At 48.3% G+C, this 18802-nt stretch carries 14 protein-coding genes and 2 pseudogenes; 10 read left to right on the top strand and 6 right to left on the bottom strand.

Annotated elements, in window-relative coordinates:
- The first annotated feature begins 183 nt into the window (after positions 1–183).
- A complete protein-coding gene (locus JW883_01695) occupies positions 184–1074 on the top strand; it encodes a DUF4382 domain-containing protein (protein ID MBN1840977.1) in 891 nt (296 codons plus the stop codon).
- 196 nt (positions 1075–1270) lie between these two features.
- On the opposite strand, the gene JW883_01690 is transcribed toward JW883_01695, so the two are convergent.
- Both JW883_01690 and JW883_01685 read right to left on the bottom strand, forming a co-directional pair.
- Positions 1271–2410 (bottom strand): ATP-binding protein, encoded by a 1140-nt coding sequence (locus tag JW883_01690; protein ID MBN1840976.1) that lies wholly within the window; start codon positions 2408–2410, stop codon positions 1271–1273.
- A gap of 216 nt (positions 2411–2626) precedes the next feature.
- Positions 2627–3304, bottom strand: a complete 678-nt coding sequence (locus JW883_01685) for a YIP1 family protein (protein ID MBN1840975.1) — start codon at positions 3302–3304, stop codon at positions 2627–2629.
- Positions 3305–3537: 233 nt separating this feature from the next.
- Between JW883_01685 and JW883_01680 the strand changes: the two genes are divergently transcribed.
- Positions 3538–4569 (top strand): TIGR00730 family Rossman fold protein, encoded by a 1032-nt coding sequence (locus tag JW883_01680; protein ID MBN1840974.1) that lies wholly within the window; start codon positions 3538–3540, stop codon positions 4567–4569.
- A gap of 31 nt (positions 4570–4600) precedes the next feature.
- Here the strand turns inward: JW883_01680 and JW883_01675 are convergent, their stop codons facing one another.
- The 4 genes from JW883_01675 to hemW form a co-directional block, all read right to left on the bottom strand.
- Positions 4601–5926, bottom strand: a complete 1326-nt coding sequence (locus JW883_01675) for an ATP-dependent 6-phosphofructokinase (protein ID MBN1840973.1) — start codon at positions 5924–5926, stop codon at positions 4601–4603.
- A gap of 26 nt (positions 5927–5952) precedes the next feature.
- Entirely contained in the window at positions 5953–6945 is a 993-nt protein-coding gene (locus tag JW883_01670; protein MBN1840972.1) for a dihydrodipicolinate synthase family protein, read from the bottom strand.
- Positions 6902–7876 carry a KpsF/GutQ family sugar-phosphate isomerase gene (locus tag JW883_01665; GenBank protein MBN1840971.1) on the bottom strand — a complete coding sequence of 325 codons (975 nt, stop codon included), beginning with the start codon at positions 7874–7876 and terminating at the stop codon, positions 6902–6904. The genes JW883_01670 and JW883_01665 overlap by 44 nt, the downstream gene beginning before the upstream one ends.
- Positions 7877–8067: 191 nt before the next feature.
- Positions 8068–9381 (bottom strand): radical SAM family heme chaperone HemW, encoded by a 1314-nt coding sequence (hemW, locus tag JW883_01660; GenBank protein ID MBN1840970.1) that lies wholly within the window; start codon positions 9379–9381, stop codon positions 8068–8070.
- Positions 9382–9498: 117 nt separating this feature from the next.
- Here hemW and surE point away from each other — a divergent pair, with 117 nt between their 5' ends.
- The 8 genes and pseudogenes from surE (at position 9499) to JW883_01620 (ending at position 18608) form a co-directional block, all read left to right on the top strand.
- Positions 9499–10257 (top strand): 5'/3'-nucleotidase SurE, encoded by a 759-nt coding sequence (surE, locus tag JW883_01655; protein ID MBN1840969.1) that lies wholly within the window; start codon positions 9499–9501, stop codon positions 10255–10257.
- 599 nt (positions 10258–10856) lie between these two features.
- Positions 10857–11251: pseudogene (locus JW883_01650) on the top strand (HEPN domain-containing protein).
- A complete protein-coding gene (locus tag JW883_01645) occupies positions 11221–11541 on the top strand; it encodes a nucleotidyltransferase domain-containing protein (GenBank protein ID MBN1840968.1) in 321 nt (106 codons plus the stop codon). Before JW883_01650 ends, JW883_01645 begins: the two are co-directional and overlap by 31 nt.
- Before the next feature lie 700 nt (positions 11542–12241).
- Positions 12242–14329 (top strand): SAM-dependent DNA methyltransferase, encoded by a 2088-nt coding sequence (locus JW883_01640; protein ID MBN1840967.1) that lies wholly within the window; start codon positions 12242–12244, stop codon positions 14327–14329.
- 28 nt (positions 14330–14357) lie between these two features.
- Positions 14358–14663: a nucleotidyltransferase family protein gene (locus tag JW883_01635; protein MBN1840966.1), complete on the top strand. Its 306-nt coding sequence runs from the start codon at positions 14358–14360 to the stop codon at positions 14661–14663.
- Positions 14650–14985, top strand: coding sequence for a DUF86 domain-containing protein (locus tag JW883_01630; protein ID MBN1840965.1), 336 nt, complete (start codon positions 14650–14652; stop codon positions 14983–14985). The genes JW883_01635 and JW883_01630 overlap by 14 nt, the downstream gene beginning before the upstream one ends.
- Positions 14985–17413: pseudogene (locus JW883_01625) on the top strand (DEAD/DEAH box helicase family protein). Before JW883_01630 ends, JW883_01625 begins: the two are co-directional and overlap by 1 nt.
- Before the next feature lie 247 nt (positions 17414–17660).
- Positions 17661–18608: an HD domain-containing protein gene (locus tag JW883_01620; protein MBN1840964.1), complete on the top strand. Its 948-nt coding sequence runs from the start codon at positions 17661–17663 to the stop codon at positions 18606–18608.
- Positions 18609–18802 lie beyond the last annotated feature (194 nt).

The following is an 18802-nucleotide window of genomic DNA, read 5'->3' as shown; positions in this document are numbered from 1 at the left end:
GGGGAATCCAGAAAAAGAACTGGATGCCGGATCAAGTCCGGCATGACAGTAATTGTAAACCCATCGTTGAGACACTACACTAGATTGGAGACATAAGTAGTAGCGCCAACGGAGGAGAGGGAAACTTCTATTTTCTAGGGTAACGTAGCACAAAGTAAGAAGCTCAAGGAAGGGAGGAGAGAGATGAGACGCCAGATTTTTATCCCATTTTTTCTTATTTGTCTGATTTGTCTCCCACTAACTGCTTTTTTCGTGGGTTGCGGCGGGGGCGGTGGGAGCGGTAGCAGCGATTCTGGAGATTTAGGGACCTTTTCTCTAAACGTGACAGATGCCAAGCCGGTTCTCCCTGAAAATACTGAGAGCGTTCTTGTTACCTTCGAAGAAGTACACGTTCACAAAGCGGGTGAAGGATGGACTACCCTGCCCTTGGCCCAGGAACCTTATACAATTGACCTGCTCAAGTTCCAACAAGGCAAAACGACGGAGCTTGTTCCACCGGTTAGCCTCGAACCTGGGAAATACACTCAGATCCGGATTGTGGTGAGTAGTGCGCAATTGATAACTGATACAAAGGCCCATTCACTGGACGTTCCTTCGGGAAACCTGAAGACCGATACACAGTTTGACTTCCAGGTGGAAGGCGGCGGAGCAGTGGATATCACTCTCGATTTCGACCTGAGCCGATCCATCGTGGTGACTGGGCAGCAACCGCCCACGTACAAGCTCAAGCCTGTCCTACATATTAATCAAACCCAAGAAGCGGCTACGATTCGCGGGCAGATCACTGAAAACGCTTTTGTGACTCACGATTGTGACGAAGCTACTGTCACCGTGTTCTGGGACAAAGACCTAGATGGCAATGTTGACATTGATCATTCCGAGGATGAAGTTTACACCCAGGTTGTGGTGGCCGGAAATGGCCCAGCGACCTTCAGCATCTTCTGGCTGGTTCCTGAACAAGGCTATATCGTGCAATTTGAGATGGACGGAAATAATGAAGACCCTGAATTTGAAGAAACCCTGTCACCAGGTGATCTCCCGGCAGGCGCTGTGTATGACCTTGATCCATACTAGTAGATCGATTCGCAAATATTGTTTTAGTAGCGGAACCATCCCCACCCTGCCCTCCCCCTTGTCGAAAATCCCGCTTTCATAACGGGGAAGGGACGGGTGCGTGGTGCGGGACGCTCGTGAAACCTTGACCTATGCCATGCCCAGCATACGCCTTTCAACTTTTCACCGACGTCCCCCTAGTCCGCCTATGTGAGACTTAGGGCAAAAGAAGTTCTTTACAAAATCGATGAGCGGGAAGCACTCTTATCCCTCTTTTTTCGTAGTCCTTGTTGCCTGTATGCACCTGGTAAAATTTAGGGATGCGTGTTCTTTCCATAAAATAATAAAGGGAGGGATTGATATTCTTTTCCCCGCTCTTGCACTCAACCGCGAACAATGGAATTCCTTCTTTCAATACAACAAAATCTGCTTCCCTCTTGTCTGTATCCCGTAGAAACCGCAGATCCATATGAAAACCTTCTGTGTCTTCCAGGAAATGGCAGTATTTCAAAAGTTGAGCGGCAACAAAATTTTCAAATCTCGGACCTGATTCGGGAATCCGCGACCAGTCCCATAAATAGAGTTTCTGTTCCTTTTTAACGGCCCTGATCTTCGGAGGCCCGTACGGTGCAATGCGGAAACAGTAATACATCCTTTCAAATATCTTAAGCCAGCGTTCAACGGTTTCATGGGCCACCTGCAATAATTCTCTTAATTGTTTTACCGAAAGCGGAGAACCTATCCTGCTGGGAAGTTCCTCCGCTAAAAGCTCGAGCAGGCTGATTTCCCTTACGGTTTCCAGATCCCTGATATCTTCATAGATAACACGCTGGATTCTCTCCCTTTGCCATCTTCTCCAGAATCTTTCTTCTCCTTTTATGTAAGGCTCCGGGAAACCGCCGAATTTCATCAAGCTGTCAAGATCGCCCTTTGTGGGGTCGGGGTTTAATTCCAGCAGAGAAAATGGGTGAAGCCGGTAATAGTGATATCGTCCCTGAAGAGAATCCCCTCCTTTGCTGTAATAGTCCAGCCTTGCGGATCCGGTAATGATAAAAGCGATTTCCGACCGGTTTTTGTCGTAAAACCCCTTAATAAGGTTCCGCCATCTGGCAAATTTGTGTATTTCGTCCAAAACCACACATTTTTCATTCGGCGGCAGTTCACCCTTTAACAAAGATTTTCTGTCAATAACATCATCCCAGTTCAAATAGGCCGGGTGCTTTTCGTTCGGATCCGGCAGAAACGATAAAGCAAAAGTGGTTTTGCCAACCTGTCTTGGCCCTCCAATAAAGACCATTTTGCTTTTAAGGTCGTCTTCTACCGATTTTTTCAGGTATCTTTGATAGATCTTCACCATGGTAAAATCCTTATAACACGATTTTACTCATGAGTAAAGTAGAGTGCGTATGATTTCTCTTAATCGGAATTGAGGGATTGCGAATTGATCCCGCCTGGCGGGACTCAATCCCTGAATCCCTAAATTTCTCAATTAGTTGTAAGTATTTAAAAGGAGTGTATCCCAAGTATTTTCTGCCAGAAAAAACGCGGATATCATAACTAACGGACTGTGGGCCTATTCCTTACCGACCTCTTTCTCCAACCCTTTCAAGAACTCTCCCATTGCTTTGCCCGCCTCTTCGGGCGTCATCTCACCTGTCTTTCCCATTTCCTGTTCCCATTTGTTCAGCCCACTGGTTACTCTTCTTGCAGCAAACTGTGAACCAATGCTAATCAAGGCAAACAGGGCGGCGATAGCTCCAAAGACGATCCATGCTGTTTTTGCGGCAATGTTGTGTACCTCTACGCTCGCAATGACTATCAGGTACGTCCCCCAGACAAGCCCGAGAATGGGTCCCAGATAAGGTATGATGCCAAGCACTGTGGTTACCGGAACGATCCCTCCGGCATAGGCGCCGCACCTGTAAGCTGTTTCAAAGGACTGTTGAGATCCCATTATCTTCCAGATGACGAATAGGATTGCAGCGCCCACGAAACCGAAAATGGTCACCATAATCGGGACAATGATGATAGATGTGAGCGCCATGAGAAATGATCCGGCAAAACCAAGCCCAAAGATGGCCAAAATAGCCTGAATAACACCAGCCGCAACCCCCATGCAGGCCATAAAGATTAGCGGTTCAACAAAGCCCCCGCTCTTAGGCATACGCCGGAAAAACCCCACTGGGTTTCTAATGACCTCGACCATTGTATTAAGGATCGCCGTGATGTTTTTCTCTATCTGCTGTCCCATTCCTGTGTCCTCCTTTGTTCTGGTGAACTATTACGTTTTTTGTTTTGTCTCTTACGAGTGCCTGGAAACTGGATGCTCCTCTTATATAGCTATTTGAAATCATAAGATGTGTCAAGCTCTTACGTCAGAATGTTCGCTTACTGCAATACTCGAACACTCATTCGTACTTTTGCAGGCAGAGCCATTTTTTAGTGACACTTTTTCAGTATTGATATAAAAGATGTAACCATCCCATGGAACTTCATTTCACTAGAACCAACGGCCCTGCCGACGAGGCTATTGACCGGCTAATTGAACTTGTGGGGGATATCCGTCACCCGCAGATTGTGCGAGAGATGATTTTGGCATCTCTTAAGGCAGGCCAGGAGGGCGATGAAACTGCCGACCTGAAGCTGATGAACTCGACGTTGAAAGAGATGCGGTTCACTGCCAAAGTGTTCGGCCCCTATCGTAAGATGAGAAAAGTCACTGTCTTTGGCTCGGCCAGGACCCAACCAGATGAATCCATTTACAAAATCGCATGTCTTCTAGGGCGAAAATTGTCCGAGGCAGGCTATATGATCATCACAGGAGGAGGGCCTGGCATCATGCAGGCGGTAAATGAAGGAGCGGGCGCTAAGCATTCATTCGGCGTAAACATTCGACTTCCTTTTGAACAGGAATCCAACCATATCCTCAAAGGGCACCCCCGAAATATCACGTATAAATACTTCTTTAACAGAAAAGTGGCCTTTCTCAAGCAGGCAGATGCTGTTGCGCTTTTCCCTGGGGGGTTTGGCACGCTCGATGAAGGCATGGAAACCCTTACCCTTGTACAAACCGGGAAGCGCAATCCCCTACCGCTTATCCTCGTAGATGAGCCTGGCGGCACATACTGGTCACGGTGGCTTAAGTTCTTTGAAAAAGAACTCCTGGCCCAAGGGTACATCAGCACAACGGATTTCAGCCTCTTCGAACAAGTCGAATCAGTGGATGATGCAGTGACGAGGATTGATCGTTTCTACCATCGGTATCACAGCTTGCGATACGTTGGAGAGCAACTGGTAATTCGTCTCACATCCAGCATTGACCCGCCGAAGGTAAATGAACTCAAATCCCGTTTTTCCGACATACTGACACCTTCTGGCGGCCTTTCCCTCTCCGATCCCCTACCGATAGAAGCCGATGAGCCTGAAATCGCCCATCTTCCCAGGCTCATTCTTGACTTCAATCGAAAAAATTTTGGCCGCCTACGAGACCTTGTCGACGCCATAAATGCCTGCTGACGGGTGTACGGGGTAGTTGCGGGCAGGCGCGTCAGTTTTTCAACGAGGACTGGCCTGTGCTTTCCAGCACACTCATCCACATGTTGCCGGAGACCTCCACCTGCTTCCGCCTTCCAACCGTTGCCTCCATGGGAATATGAACAAAGCGATTATTGCAGAGCCCCACCAGCATTCTTGTCTTTCCCGCCATACCCGCATGAACCGCATTTCGACCCAGAAAGCCGCACAGAACATGGTCATTGGCATTGGCCGCAACACTTCGGATCGTGTAGCTGGGATCGATATATTTCAGGGTAGTCGGCATATTCTGTTCCTGAAAATAGGCATTAATGACATCTTTCAAATGCAGGCCGATGTCCTGTAGACGTACGTTGCCGGAGGCGTCACGCAATTCGGGTCTGTCTTTGAAAAACTTCTGGCCCGCCCCCTCGGCCACAACAATCACAGCATGTTTTCTGAGGATCAGTCGCTTCTTCAGGGCTTCAAGGAACCCCCTCGGACCCTCCAAATCAAAGTCCGACTCGGGGATCAGGGCAAAATTTACGTCAGGCAATGCCAGGGCCGCCGCTGTTGCAATGAACCCTGAATAGCGCCCCATGAGCTTTACCAGTCCCATTCCATTCGAGGCGCTCGTGGCTTCATTGTGAGCAGCGCGGATGACATCAACCGCTACATCCACAGCCGTATCAAAGCCGAAAGAACGATCAATAAGAAAGATGTCATTGTCAATCGTCTTTGGTATGCCCATCACGGCGATCTTTAGTCCTCTCTTTGTAATTTCATCGGCAATCTGGGATGCTCCAGCCATTGTGCCGTCTCCCCCAATGGCAAAAAGGAGGCCAACATTCATCCGCTCAAGGGCATCCACAATACTTTCAATATCCTGAGGTCCCCTGGAAGTCCCGAGCACAGTGCCCCCGGTTTCGTGGATGCTGGTTACAAAACCCGGTGTTAAGTCCACCAGTTCGTGACCGTATGAGGATATGAAGCCCTCAAATCCGTACCGAATGCCGTAAATATTGGGCACGCCATAGTTGTGGTGGAGGGCCAACACAATGGCCCGAATGATATCATTTGTCCCCGGACACAACCCACCACAAGTCACCACGGCACAGCGCAGTTTGCTCGGATCAAAGAATATCTTGCTCCGTGGCCCTGCCCGTTCAAAGGACAGGGGTCTCTTATGGCCTTTGAACGCCTTCATCACATCATTTTCATCAATGTCCACCAAGATGCGCTCTTTGTCCGACACAAAGCGCCTCGCTCCGTCATCCTTTTCCCGTGCCTTAATGGGAGAGATAATCTTGGCCTGGCCAAGGGTCATAATGGAGGTCTCAATCTGTTTCTTGTTTTTCATCCAGCGCAACCCTCTCGATTTCAGAATCATACAAGGTCATACTTCTTGCAAATGACCTCTATCTCTCTATTTTGACTAGCCGTCGAAGCCCGTGTGGCTGATGCAGTACGATCATTTGGCAGGACGCCTGCAACATGAAGCATACGTTTCAAAACGGCAGCAGGATTCTGCGAATAGAGTTCATAGAATTCTTGCAGCATCATACCCGTTTCAAGTATCTGGCTTGTGTGGTCTGCGTACTGTTGCTGAATGTCGTAACGGTTCAAGCAAGACCAAGTAATCCCGCGCCAGGCCTCCGGCAGCAGGTTTGCCCCGCCGGCCACAACACCATCTGAGCTGGGCTGTCTCAAGAACGCCAGCTCATCCCCGTCGAAAAACCTGAAACCCCGACGGTGGCGAACTGCTTTGTGATAATTTATCGACCGGTTTAGCGGACCACTAAAGACCAAACCCTGTATCTTTTCTATCCGAGAGAGTCTTTTCAAGACGTTGGTTCGAATATTCTTGTGCTTAATGCGCCTCTTGCGCAGTTCAACCAGCCCCTCGTGATTGCCCAATATCAAGCCAATCCTCGTATCACGGGCCATGGACTCGTACAATTGGGGCAAGCCCCGGTTGCTATGGTAATAGATGGGATAGTCCACCCAGAAGACGCTCCCAGGATAATCCGAACGTTCGATAAAGGCCTCTGTATGGGCCAGCAAGTCACGTGTGGCCTTCACGCTGTGTGAGGTAATGGTAATAAAGACCGGCCATCTCCCCTGGATAATCTCCAGTGCAGCGCAGCACATTTCCAACCTGGTCTCGGGGCTCAACTCATGCCCTTCGCCCCAGAACACGTCACAGAGGAGCAAGACATCAACGCCCACGCCCACATGATCGATAAGCCGATCCAGGACGCTCACGTCCACCGCATCTCCTGTCTTGAGCGGTGTTACCAGAGGGCAAATCAATCCTCTTGGCAGTTGGTTTGTATCAGCTACCATTGAATCTGAAAGCGCCCTTTCCCAGAATGTCATGGAGGTGTAAGATACCCCTGACTTTCTGAATCGGGTTGACTATGGGTAATACCGTAATCTGCTTTTTTTCCATGATGCTCAAGGCCTGTGATGCCAGACTGTCAGGACCCAGGGTCATTGGATGCCTTGTCATCACATCCTCCACCGCAGACTCGCAAATATTTTCGTGTTCCATGATGTGTCGCCGGATATCTCCATCCGTAACTATCCCGAAAAGGATGTCACCCTTTTTTACTACCAGTGTGGCCCCGATCTGCAGGCGATTGATCTCCTTAATCGCCTGGCGCATTGACTGCCCTTCATAAACCTTGGGAACGTTTTTACCAGTTAGCATGATTTCCCGTACTTTCAGCGACAGGCGCTGTCCAAGGCTTCCGGCCGGGTGAAACTGCTTAAAATCGGAGGCTCTGAAGTTTCCTTTGCGAATGAGGGTAACCGCCAATGCGTCTCCCACAGCCAAAAGAGCCGTTGTGCTTGCAGTTGGGGCAAGTCCCAGAGGGCAAGCTTCCCGGTCAACGCCCACATTGATGACAATATCGCCCTGACGAGCCAGGGTGGAGTCCACCCGCCCTGTAAAAGCAATCAATGGACATCCAATCCTCTTCAAACTGGGAACCAGCATGTTCAGCTCGTCGGTTTCTCCACTGTTTGAAAGGGCAATGACCACATCCTCTGCACTGACTATGCCCAGATCCCCGTGCATCGCCTCAACAGGATGAAGGAATAGGGAGCGGGTTCCCGTGCTGTTTAGAGTGGCCACGATCTTGCGGGCCACGATTCCTGATTTGCCGACACCCGTTATGATGACCCGCCCTGTACAGGCATGAACCAGTTCCACCATCTTCACGAACTGCCCGTCCAGGCGGTCCACTACACCCAAGATCCCCTCGGCTTCTATCTTCAGCACTTCTTTGGCATATTCCAATATCATGGCAAGCTGATTTCCTTCCTTAGTTCTTCGGAACTTCTCAATAAGTTCTGGTTCTTGTCATTACGAGCCTCCGGCCTCTCCGAGCTGTAGGCTCTGCGAGCCGGAAGCCCTAAGGGCCTTCGCCCAGGAAGGCGAAGCGAAGCAATCTTTTTTATTTTACTTTATACATCGTAATCAGTTAAGATCAAGAATTATTTGAAAGATCCAGACCCCTGCCGTGCGTCTTCGTCTAGCCCGTTTGCCGGTTCGACCCCTGACCCGTTGATCTTCCCAACGCATTGCCGGTCATGTCTTAAAGGTGGGCTGAAAGCAGAAAAGGAGGACGTCTCAACATGTTCAGCAAACATAGCTGCAATGCTATCGGCAAAGATCATCCCCTCCACAGTCAATGCGCATCGATTAGCGGAGAAGGATAAGAAATTAAGCAAGTTCCGTACCTTAAGCCCCTCAAAGACCGGCGAAAAATGATCCATGAAACCCACGCCGTATCGACTCTTAAATCGCGACATCTCAATACCGCGGGAGGTTCTCAGACCCAGAAAGACGGATTCCAACATCAATTGGCCTGGATTCAACTCTTCAGAACCCCGGATAGGAGGCGCCCCGCGCTGCAAGGCCTGGATGTAGTTGCTCAGGTCGCCATAATTCCACCAGCGCTTGGGTTCGATAAAGGAGTGGGCCGAAGGCCCCAGTCCAATGTACGGGGCGTGAGACCAGTACTTTTGATTATGCCTGGAGCGGAATTCTTCTCCTCGTGAAAAGTTGGATATCTCATATTGCTCATAACCCTCATCCCTCAAAAATCCCACCGTTTCTTCAAAAAGGCGTCTCACCTTGCCTTCATCAAGGGGACGAACCCTGCCAGCTTTGCGCCAATCATAAAAAAGTGTCCCCTTCTCATAGGTCAGCATATAGCATGACAGGTGTTCGGGTTCATGGCTCGTGGCCTCCCTCAAATCATTAAGCCAATCCTGTGGAGACTGGTCTGGAAGTCCGTACATCAAGTCGATGCCCAGACGAGTGTCCACCCCGGCCTTCCGTACCAAGCGAATGGCCTCCCGAGCTTCACGGGCCGAATGGAGTCGACCCAACAGTTGAAGGCGCTCGTCGTCAAAGGATTGAATGCCAATGTTTACGCGATTTACCCCGTGGCCCGAAAGAGTCTTCAGGGAGGCGAGCGAGACTGTCCCGGGGTTCACCTCTATTGTTACTTCCACGTCTTGCACAAAAGCAAATCGCCTGTGAGCCTGTTCAAGGATTCGGAGGGCTTCATGGGGCTCTAAAAGGGATGGCGTGCCGCCGCCTATGTAGATCGTGTCAAATGGCACGTCAGGCGCTTTCGCAAGATCCATCTCTTTTTTCAGCCCGTGCAGATAGGTTTCTATCTTGCTCACGTCAGTAACTGAATAGAAGTCACAGTATGGGCATTTTCTCGCACAAAAAGGCACATGTATATAAAGGCCGGCACGATGGGGTCCCTCCCTGTTTTCGGGTTGCAATCTCACAGGATATCCTTTAAATTATCACCTCAAAGGCGTTCATGAGTTTGCGAAGCGCCAAACCCACTTCAAGGGGAGAAATCAAAGCCACGTTCTGGACATAAATATTTAAAAGTTTAACACATGAATATCCTGCTTACAAATGATGATGGTATTCACGCCGGAGGCCTCTGGGCTATGGAGAGGGTCCTTTCCCACCGGCACAATGTGTCTGTGGTTGCTCCGGACAAGGAACGAAGCGCAATCGGCCACAGCATCACGTTGCACAATCCTTTGAGGGTAAACAAGGTGCAGACTAACGGCGGCTGGGGGTACGCCATCAGTGGCACTCCTGCAGACTGTGTGAAACTGGCCGTCCTTGAGATACTGGAAACGCCACCCGAGCTGGTGGTTTCGGGAATTAATCCTGGCCCAAACGTTGGCATCAACCTCAACTATTCCGGCACGGTTTCTGCGGCAAAAGAGGCTGCGCTCATGGGCATACCCGCAATTGCCATTTCACAAGACCCCCTTCCCAATCATGAGTGCGGACTCGCCGCCGACTTTGTTGACACCTTGATCAGCAAAATCATGGAAAAAGGTCTTCCCTCGTCGATGTTCCTCAACGTAAATATCCCTGCGTGCCCTCCGGAGAAGGTTCGAGGGGTTCGCATCACGAGGCAGGCGACAGTTCCTCTCAAAGAAAACTTCCACAAGAGGATCGACCCAAGAAACCGGACCTATTACTGGCCGGGCGTCGAAACTCAAATATTCGGCCAGGAGGCAGACACCGACGGGGCTGCCCTGTGTCAGAACTACATCTCTGTCACGCCAGTGCAATGTGATATGACAGACTACAGATCCATGGAAGACCTGAAAAGCTGGAATATCAGCTTGAAGTGAAAACGACCACGAATATCAACGAATTCTCGCCCGAAAGATTTAGCCTTAAATGCCATGACAAATACACGGCGCGACAGGGGCAATATCTTGCTTTTATCTATTCTTGCTGTCGCGTGAACAACTCCCGGACCTGGAATGAGTAACTAATTATGGATACAGATGATCTTACGCCAATGGCCTATGAAAGCATTATTATTGCAAACGAAGAATAAGAAATAATCCCAAGGGTTATTTAGATTCCTGGAATCTTTTGGAGGAAATGGACTTGGGTGCCTTTGGAAGAGGCGTAGAAGAATTGGGAAAACACATCATAAAGACCATACAAACCCCCTCCCAGGCGTGGCGGGACGTTTATTGGACGTGGACGGTCGAACGTGGGACGATATGCCTTTGGTTGCGGGGATAGAGAGAGTTAGTGGCGTATCTTGACATGTGCTAATCACAGATCAAGGTATGACCCCAAATCCTTGCGGTGTGCAAATCACGACTCAAGATGTGGGTATGGTTCTCTTTTAGAGTAGCCTTTGATTTCCTCGGAGCAATTTCTTTCGAGCAAAGGGTTTAAACCAGAAATAAATAGAAACTATGAGGCTGGTAGTATGAAAGAAAAAATTCAGTACTGGACGGACATGGCTGAATACGATCTAGAAACAGCAAAGGTCATGCTGAAAGGCAAGCGATTCTTGTACGTCGGGTTTATGTGCCATCAGGTTATAGAGAAAACTCTCAAAGGTTTTTATGTATTTGCGAAAAAAGACAACCCTCCTTACACACACAACCTGAGTTACCTTGCCGACGTGAGTGGAATGAACGACAAAATGACAGAAGAACAGAAGGATGTCTTAGATTTGTTAGGACCGTTGAACGTTGAGGCCAGGTATCCACCCACAAGGAACGGTTAATTCGGTCTTTGAACAATGAGCGGTGTAAGGAGATAATTCAAAAAACCGAGGGATTATATCAATGGATAAAGCAACAGCTATCAGACGTGTGAAGCAATATGCGGATCTTGTAAGGCAGAATTTCAACGTCAGGAAGATAATATTATACGGTTCTTACTCAAGAGATGCTGCACGAAAAGACAGCGATATTGACGTTGCCGTGGTTTTAGATCGCGTAGATGATGATTTTTTGGTGTCCGAGGCCAAACTTTTTCGGTTAAGACGAGAAATCGATGCCAGAATAGAACCTGTGTTATTGGAAGAATCAAATGACAAGAGCGGATTTCTGGAGGAGATCCTAAAAGCAGGCGAAATTATTTATAGTGCAGAGCCAGCACCTTAAAGTTGCCCGCCACAACGCTCCTGGCTGTGCGTGCCAGCTTGCTCCGCTGGGCTGGGGCCGCAGGTCGGGTCGGTAGGCAGACACGTTGCCCTGCTGCCCAGACGGGGCGAAGCGCTTGTTGGATGGCCGAACCTGGGATGCTATGCCTGTGGTTGCGGGGCTAGAGAGAGTTAGTGGCGTATCTTGACATGTGCTAATCACAGATCAAGGTGTGATCCCAAATCGTCTTACTTAACCTTAGAGAAGGGGGCTTAACTGGCTTTTGGCTTGACATCACCCATATATTGTGCTTTAGATTTATCCCGGCTCTATATCTTGTTGTATTATCCATTCTTCGATTAAAGACAAACACAATCCCGGGGCGTGTCCAATGCCAAAAAGTAACCTCTCCTTAGGATTGTGGTCCTATTTCAACCTCAATACATCTTTCAAGACACATGTTGCCAAAAGTTGGAGATCAGCGCTGATTGGGCAGCAACAAACGGTCCTGATCCATTTAGAACAATTGTACCGTGGAACCCTTGTCATGCCTTAAAATCTCCATATTGTGTTCTTTAATTATATTGGGTTATTAGAATTAGGAACCGATCAAAATTAATGTTACCAACCCCGGCTGAGATACCTAATCATCCTTCACAAATAAGAAGTAGAGATCATGCAAGGATTAAAGGATTATCGGCGCAAATAAATGGGTGTGCGAATGATTGATGATTCTATTCGAAATGCAATAAGGTCGGCTCTTCAACAGATAGGTTACTCTGAAGAAATGATTTTGCATCACGTGAGTTTTGTTGGAGAGGGCGGGAAACCTCACAAAGCAGATATGGTGGCCTATTCAAGTTCCTTACGTCGAGATACAGATACGGCCGTCATATCTGTGAAAGGGACTGAAAATACAGAACAAATCCAGTTTGATTCAGAAATCTCCCCATTCCGTGCATTAGCCACTCCTGTGATCGTACTTGCAGAATATAGAATTATTAGTGGTATGGCTGAACCTAGAGTGAGAACCGTAGGCCTGAGTAAAGATGCAGCTACATTTAATCGGGAAAAGCAAAAAAGCAGAATTATTCCCCTTTCCAGATTTGAAGAATACCTTAGAAATAATCGGGAACATTTCACGCCACGTCGTTTGGAAAAAGCGAAGTCAATTTCCGAACAACTCACGTTGTTTGATGTTGCGCCGGACCTCATTAAGCAAGCATTGCAAATCGCTGATAAAGAGCTTGTTGATCGGTTTGAAAAAGGTGTTGGGGAAATTATAGGATCCACAAATGATAAATATAAGCGAAGTGTCATCAATGCAGCTATTGCAGTTCTCGGAGCTCGAATTCTTCGTGACCGATTGAAGGAAAATTGGCCTCTCGACTCTGGGGCCCTTGAATTCTTGACTGCTGCCAACAGATTTTTGCCTGGATACTTTAAAGTCTCCAGGGGAATCGCAGGTAGGCTTGATCAACTTCTTACTCGCTTGCCTTCTGCTTTTGATTTCTCCCAGGTGAGTCTGGATATGGTCGGCAAGTTCTACGCATCAGCTTTCGTTACCAAAGAACTTCGCGATGAATGGGGGATTCACTACACGCCATCCAGATTGGCAAGAACTCTTTTGAGGCGGATGCCTATAGAAGAACTTCCTCCGGACAAACGGATTGTGGGAGATCCAACCTGCGGGTCTGGAAGCCTTTTAGCCGCTGCATACGAACGGCTTGCTAGTGCCACTTATCTTCGCATCTCTCAGAAAGAAAAACATGACCGGCTTGTTAACTCCATATTCGGCAATGACCGGGACAAATTTGCCGCCGAAATAGCACGAATGACGTTAATGTTGTTTCATCCCCCACACCGGAACAATTGGAGAGTTACGCATCTGGATGCGGAAAGTGAAAGGTTTGAAAAGAGGTGGATAAAGGGAATCGAAGTTACGCCAACTATTATTGTGGCAAATCCCCCTTTTGGAGAAAAGGGAGGAGGCGCCGGTCACCCCGGCGTAAGAAGAGCCAGAAACCAACCCGATCGTTCTGCTTTGATTCTTAATCATTGTTTGGATATTCTCCCTGAGGGAGGGTTGTTAGGTATCATACTGACTGAAACAATATTGGATCAGCAATTGGAAAAGGCAACACGGCATCGAATCTTACGGGAATGTCAAATATTGGAGCAGTGGTCTATTCCGCATGAATGGTTCGATAATGTTAATCGCCCAGCTATAGGATGGGTTATCCGTAAGAGTTCCCCCACATCGAAAACAGTTCATCTCTTCACTCTTTCTGATGTGCCTGCCCCAGGACGTAATGCACAATTACAAGGGGTCATTCATATTAATTTGACTGATCCCCCTGATAACCTGGTTCCATCTACTTTTGATGATATCTTAACGAAGATAGAAAAGAGTCCAACTCGCATTAAGGATTATTACATCGTAAGGAATGGACTTCAGCCGCTTAAAGGGAAGGTAACAAATACAAAGTCTCAGAATGCCCATCCATGGGGCGGCAACAGTGTGCGTGGGACTAATCCGTATTCAGATCTCAGCGATGGCAAAAATGGGTGGTTGGAATTAATAGACGAGAATTTTGGGGCAAGAAGTCAAAGAAAGGATTTGCGAGAAAAGCATCTGGATCAAAACGAGCCCATGGTCATGCTTCGGGCAAACCGAAACCTTCCTTCATGGAAATATAAGTGGAGTTCAGTGAACTTATTGAAGCCTATCGAGGGACGATTTCGTTGCCGTTTGAAATCGGTGAGAATAAGCGTATCGCAGTTAAAATCGTGGATGATAGGGGCATAGAAAGCCTCAAAATAGAGGAGGTTTAATAATGGGCCAAATCAACATTGAAATACCAAAAGAAGAAATCGTCAGGTTTTGTAAAAAAAATTATATTGTAAAACTCTCAATTTTTGGCTCTGCCTTGCAAAAAGACTTCGGCCCTGAGAGTGACATTGATCTGCTTGTTGAATTTGATCCTGATCGTGTCCCCGGTCTTATCCGGCTGGCCGGCATGGAAATTGAGATGGCTGAAATCATTGGGCGCAAAGTGGATATCAGAACCCCTCAGGATTTGAGTCCTTACTTCAGAAACGAGATCCTTGACACCGCAGAGGTGCAATATGCAGAAGGATAATTTTATTCTGTTGCGTCATATGCTTGATGCTGCCAGAGAAGCAGTATCTTTTGCCGCAAATAACACAAGACATTCTTTAAGCACAGACCGCAAACTTGAGCTCGCTCTTATAAAGTGCATTGAAATCGTTGGAGAAGCTGCGTCTAAGGTAAGTATTGATTATCGTGAAAATACGTCTCAAGTCCCATGGGCCAATATTATCTCTATGAGAAATCGTCTGATACATGGGTATTTTGACATCGATCTTGACATTCTCTGGCAAACCGTAGTTGAAGACCTCCCGCCCCTGATTGCGGAACTTGAGAAAATCATAGAGGTATAATGGCGGCAAAATCAACAATTGATCAGCTCATCATCAATTCTCCCTACGAAGAGCCAAAGCATTACTGGAGCTATGAGAGGGAGACCCGATTATTTGCGCTCAAGGATGGGAGACGTCCGGCAGGCTATGTGGTTGCTTCAGAAGGATCAAAGGCATTTGATGATCCCGGTGTTTTTGTTGAAATACCCCTGGTAAACCAGATCAGGACCCGCGTGGATGCGTGGCGTGAAAACGGATATGCGGGAGTTACGGGGATTACAAAACGATTATTAGAGCATTGGAAGAATCCTGAGGAACGGGAATATCGCCGGTTCTTTTTTTGCCAGTTGGAGGCTATTGAGACGCTTGTCTGGCTCACCGAAGCCTCGGATGCGGAGAAAGTGGGCATAGATATCCCTTTGGATGGAGGGCCGTTTAAACGCCTTTGTTCCAAGATGGCAACCGGCTCCGGTAAGACGATTGTAATGGCCATGCTGATTTCCTGGCAGGTATTGAACAAGGTCACTTATCCTCAGGATGCAAGGTTTTCCAAATATGTTTTCGTTGTGGCGCCGGGTCTTACGGTGAAAAGTCGTCTTCAAGTGTTGATGCCTTCCTGCCGTGAAAACTACTATGACGAGTTCAATGTCGTACCAATTGGGCTCAAGGAAAAACTGCGCCAGGGTAAAATCCTCATCCGTAACTGGCACGCCCTTCAATGGGAGAGCGAAGAAAAGATCGCCAAAAAGAAGAGCGTGGATAAAAGGGGTGTGAAGAGCAACGAGGCATATGTCCATGAACTCTTAGGCGACATGGCGAAGGCAAATAACATTATTGTGATCAATGATGAAGCCCACCATGCGTGGCGCGTGCCTGCCGAGTCAAAGGTAAAAGGCGTAAAAAAGGGGGAATTAGAAGAAGCGACCATATGGGTGAACGGACTGGATCGAATCCATAAGGCGAGAAACATATTAGGTTGCCACGATTTTTCAGCCACCCCATTCGCACCATCGGGCAAGAAGAGTTCTGAAAAGGCCCTTTTCGGATGGATTATTAGCGATTTCGGGTTGAATGACGCCATAGAGTCAGGTCTCGTAAAGACCCCGCGAGTAGTCATCCGTGATGACGGTAAACTGACCAAGGAGTACAAGTCCCGCCTTTACCATATTTACAATGACCCTGAAGTCAAAGACGATATTAACCGGAAAGCAGAACCGCACGAACCCATGCCCGATCTGGTAACCAATGGGTATTATCTTTTAGGGAAGGACTGGCTGGAAACAGCCAAAGCCTGGGAAAATGCTGGATTCAAGACGCCTCCGGTTATGATTTCTGTGGCGAACCGGACCGAGACTGCCGCGCGCGTAAAATATGCCTTTGATCATAAAAAGATCCGTATTGATGAGTTGTGCATCCCGGAAAAAATCCTCCATATTGATTCCAAGGTCCTTGAGCTGGCCGAATCCCTGGAAGAGGCAGTTTCCTTTGATGATGCCGCTCAGGGGAATGGAATTGAACCGGTCATTGAGAACAGCCAATTTGAGATAAGCTGGCCAAATGTCATTCGCGTCGAGCATGTCTTTAAACCGGTGCTTACCCTGGACATGAATAAAGTGCCTCCCTGGAGTTATCGGCCTATGATACGGCAACCCTGGCAGAGCTTGCTCCCATGGTGGAAGGGAAGCCCGATGTGACCCGGATCTCGACTATTGACTTGAAAGATCTGGGACGGAAGTTCAGGATGCAGAAGATCATCTTTGAAACGGCAAGAGATGTCTTTGATCAAATGAAACCTGGTTGGAAAGCGAGTAAGGAGTATTTGCTGGCCCAGTTGATACGGCTGGTAGAGGCGTTTATTGCATCTGACAGGATTCAAATAGTACCGCCGCTTTTTTATCAGGATGATGTTAAGCGTCGCATTCTCTTGACGCTTAACATGAACAAAGTGGTCCAGCATATATGGGAAGCCATTCGTTTTGAGAATTCAGAATCCATTGAACCTATATTTGATAGAGATCATCCTATTCGTTCCACTGGGGATATGCAGGCGTGGTATATGGGAAGACCCTGTGAACACACCCGAAGATCTCATATCAATATGTGCGTCTTTGACAGTACATGGGAGGCCAGTGAAGCCTTTGAATTGGATCACAACCGCCATGTTGAGGCCTGGGTAAAAAATGACCACCTTGGCTTTGAAATTCTTTATGTCTTCGGAGGAGTAGTCAGAAAATACCGCCCCGATTTCATTATCTGGCTCAAGACCGGCGATCTTCTCATTCTGGAGACTAAAGGACAGGACACTCAGCGTGATAAGACAAAACGCAGGTTCTTAGATGAATGGGGGAAGGCCGTCAATGAGCACGGCGGTTTTGGAAAGTGGAAATGGGCAGTATCCGAAAACCCGGCGGATGTAAAAGCAATTATTGAGGATGCTGCGCAGCTCTGATTTCTTGATTTCTGGGCCGTAGACTTTGACTGGCATGATGGCAAGCCCTTTGAGCATCACTGGCAGGATTACTGCACGCAAGAGGATCGCCGTACCACACGACGCGAAATTTGGAGGCTATTATCACCCATTTTGTCGCGGTATTCCAGATCGACCTGTTTGCTGTAAGATTAGCATTTACACCTTCCGAAACAAATACGTGGCTCATCGCAGCACGGATTCCTTTCGAGGGGTTAGGAGGACAACATTGAAAGAAACCTTTGTGAACACGATCAAGGCTGGCCAGAGCGTAAATGCCATCTTCGTAGCCAGGGGCAGGCAGCTAGCGTACAAGAAAGACGGGGCGCCTTATCTCACCTTTAGCATTGTGGACCGCAGTGGCGACATGAAGGCGGTGGTATGGGATGATGTTCGGGCAATGAGCAAAGTCTTTTCGGAAGGCGACTATGTTAAGGTCAAGGGAAATGCGCGTGAATACAGGGAAGCGTTACAACTTGTTGTCAGAGAACTTGAACGTGTTGATCCGGATCAGGTGGATGCCAGGGATTTCCTTCCGGCCACCGACCGTGATGTTGACCAGATGTTAGACCAACTGATCAAAATCAGCCAAACAGTGGAAAACGAACATCTCTCAGGACTTCTTGCCGCATTCTTTAATGACAGGGCATTTGTTGATCTCTTTAAGACTGCGCCTGCGGCAAAAAAGATGCATCATGCCTACCTTGGCGGCCTCCTTGAACATACGCTCTCCATCGCAAGGCTCATCCAGGCCGTTTCCGGTCATTACAAAGGGCTTGACAAGGATCTGCTCCTCACAGGCGGGATCCTCCACGACATAGGCAAAGTTCACGAGTTCCTGTATGAAACGCACATCGACTATTCGGACTCGGGCAGGCTTCTTAATCATATTGTCATCGGCGTTGAGATGCTCGACAAAAAGATTGAGACCCTGGATGGTTTTCCGGACGATCTCGCCCTCGTCCTAAAGCATATGATTGTAAGTCACCATGGTACACGCGAGTTCGGGTCACCTGAACCACCCAAGACCCTTGAAGCTATCATCCTGAACTACCTGGACGAACTGGATGCCAAGGTGACGGGCGTCCGTGCCTTTATGGATTCCGAGGACACTGAAGCCACATGGACATCTTACCACAGGGTCCTGGAGCGCTATTTCTATAGGGGAAAGGGATAGAAATGCGGAGTGCGGAATGCGGAATTGAAGGATTCAGGAATTTAGCAATTTAGCAATTGGGGCTTCAAACTTTAGGCGCTTTAGCTCACTTTCATTTTCAGCCGTCAGCCTGCGGGCCGTAGCCTTCGGGCTCTCCGCCATAGGCTTCGGCCCGCAGGCGGGCGGAGAGCTCGTAGCCGCCGACTTCGCCATAG

Source organism: Deltaproteobacteria bacterium (assembly GCA_016930875.1).
Lineage (GTDB): Bacteria > Desulfobacterota > Desulfobacteria > Desulfobacterales.
Note: the sequence above shows the minus strand (reverse complement) of the source record. Positions and strands in the feature narration are given on the sequence as shown.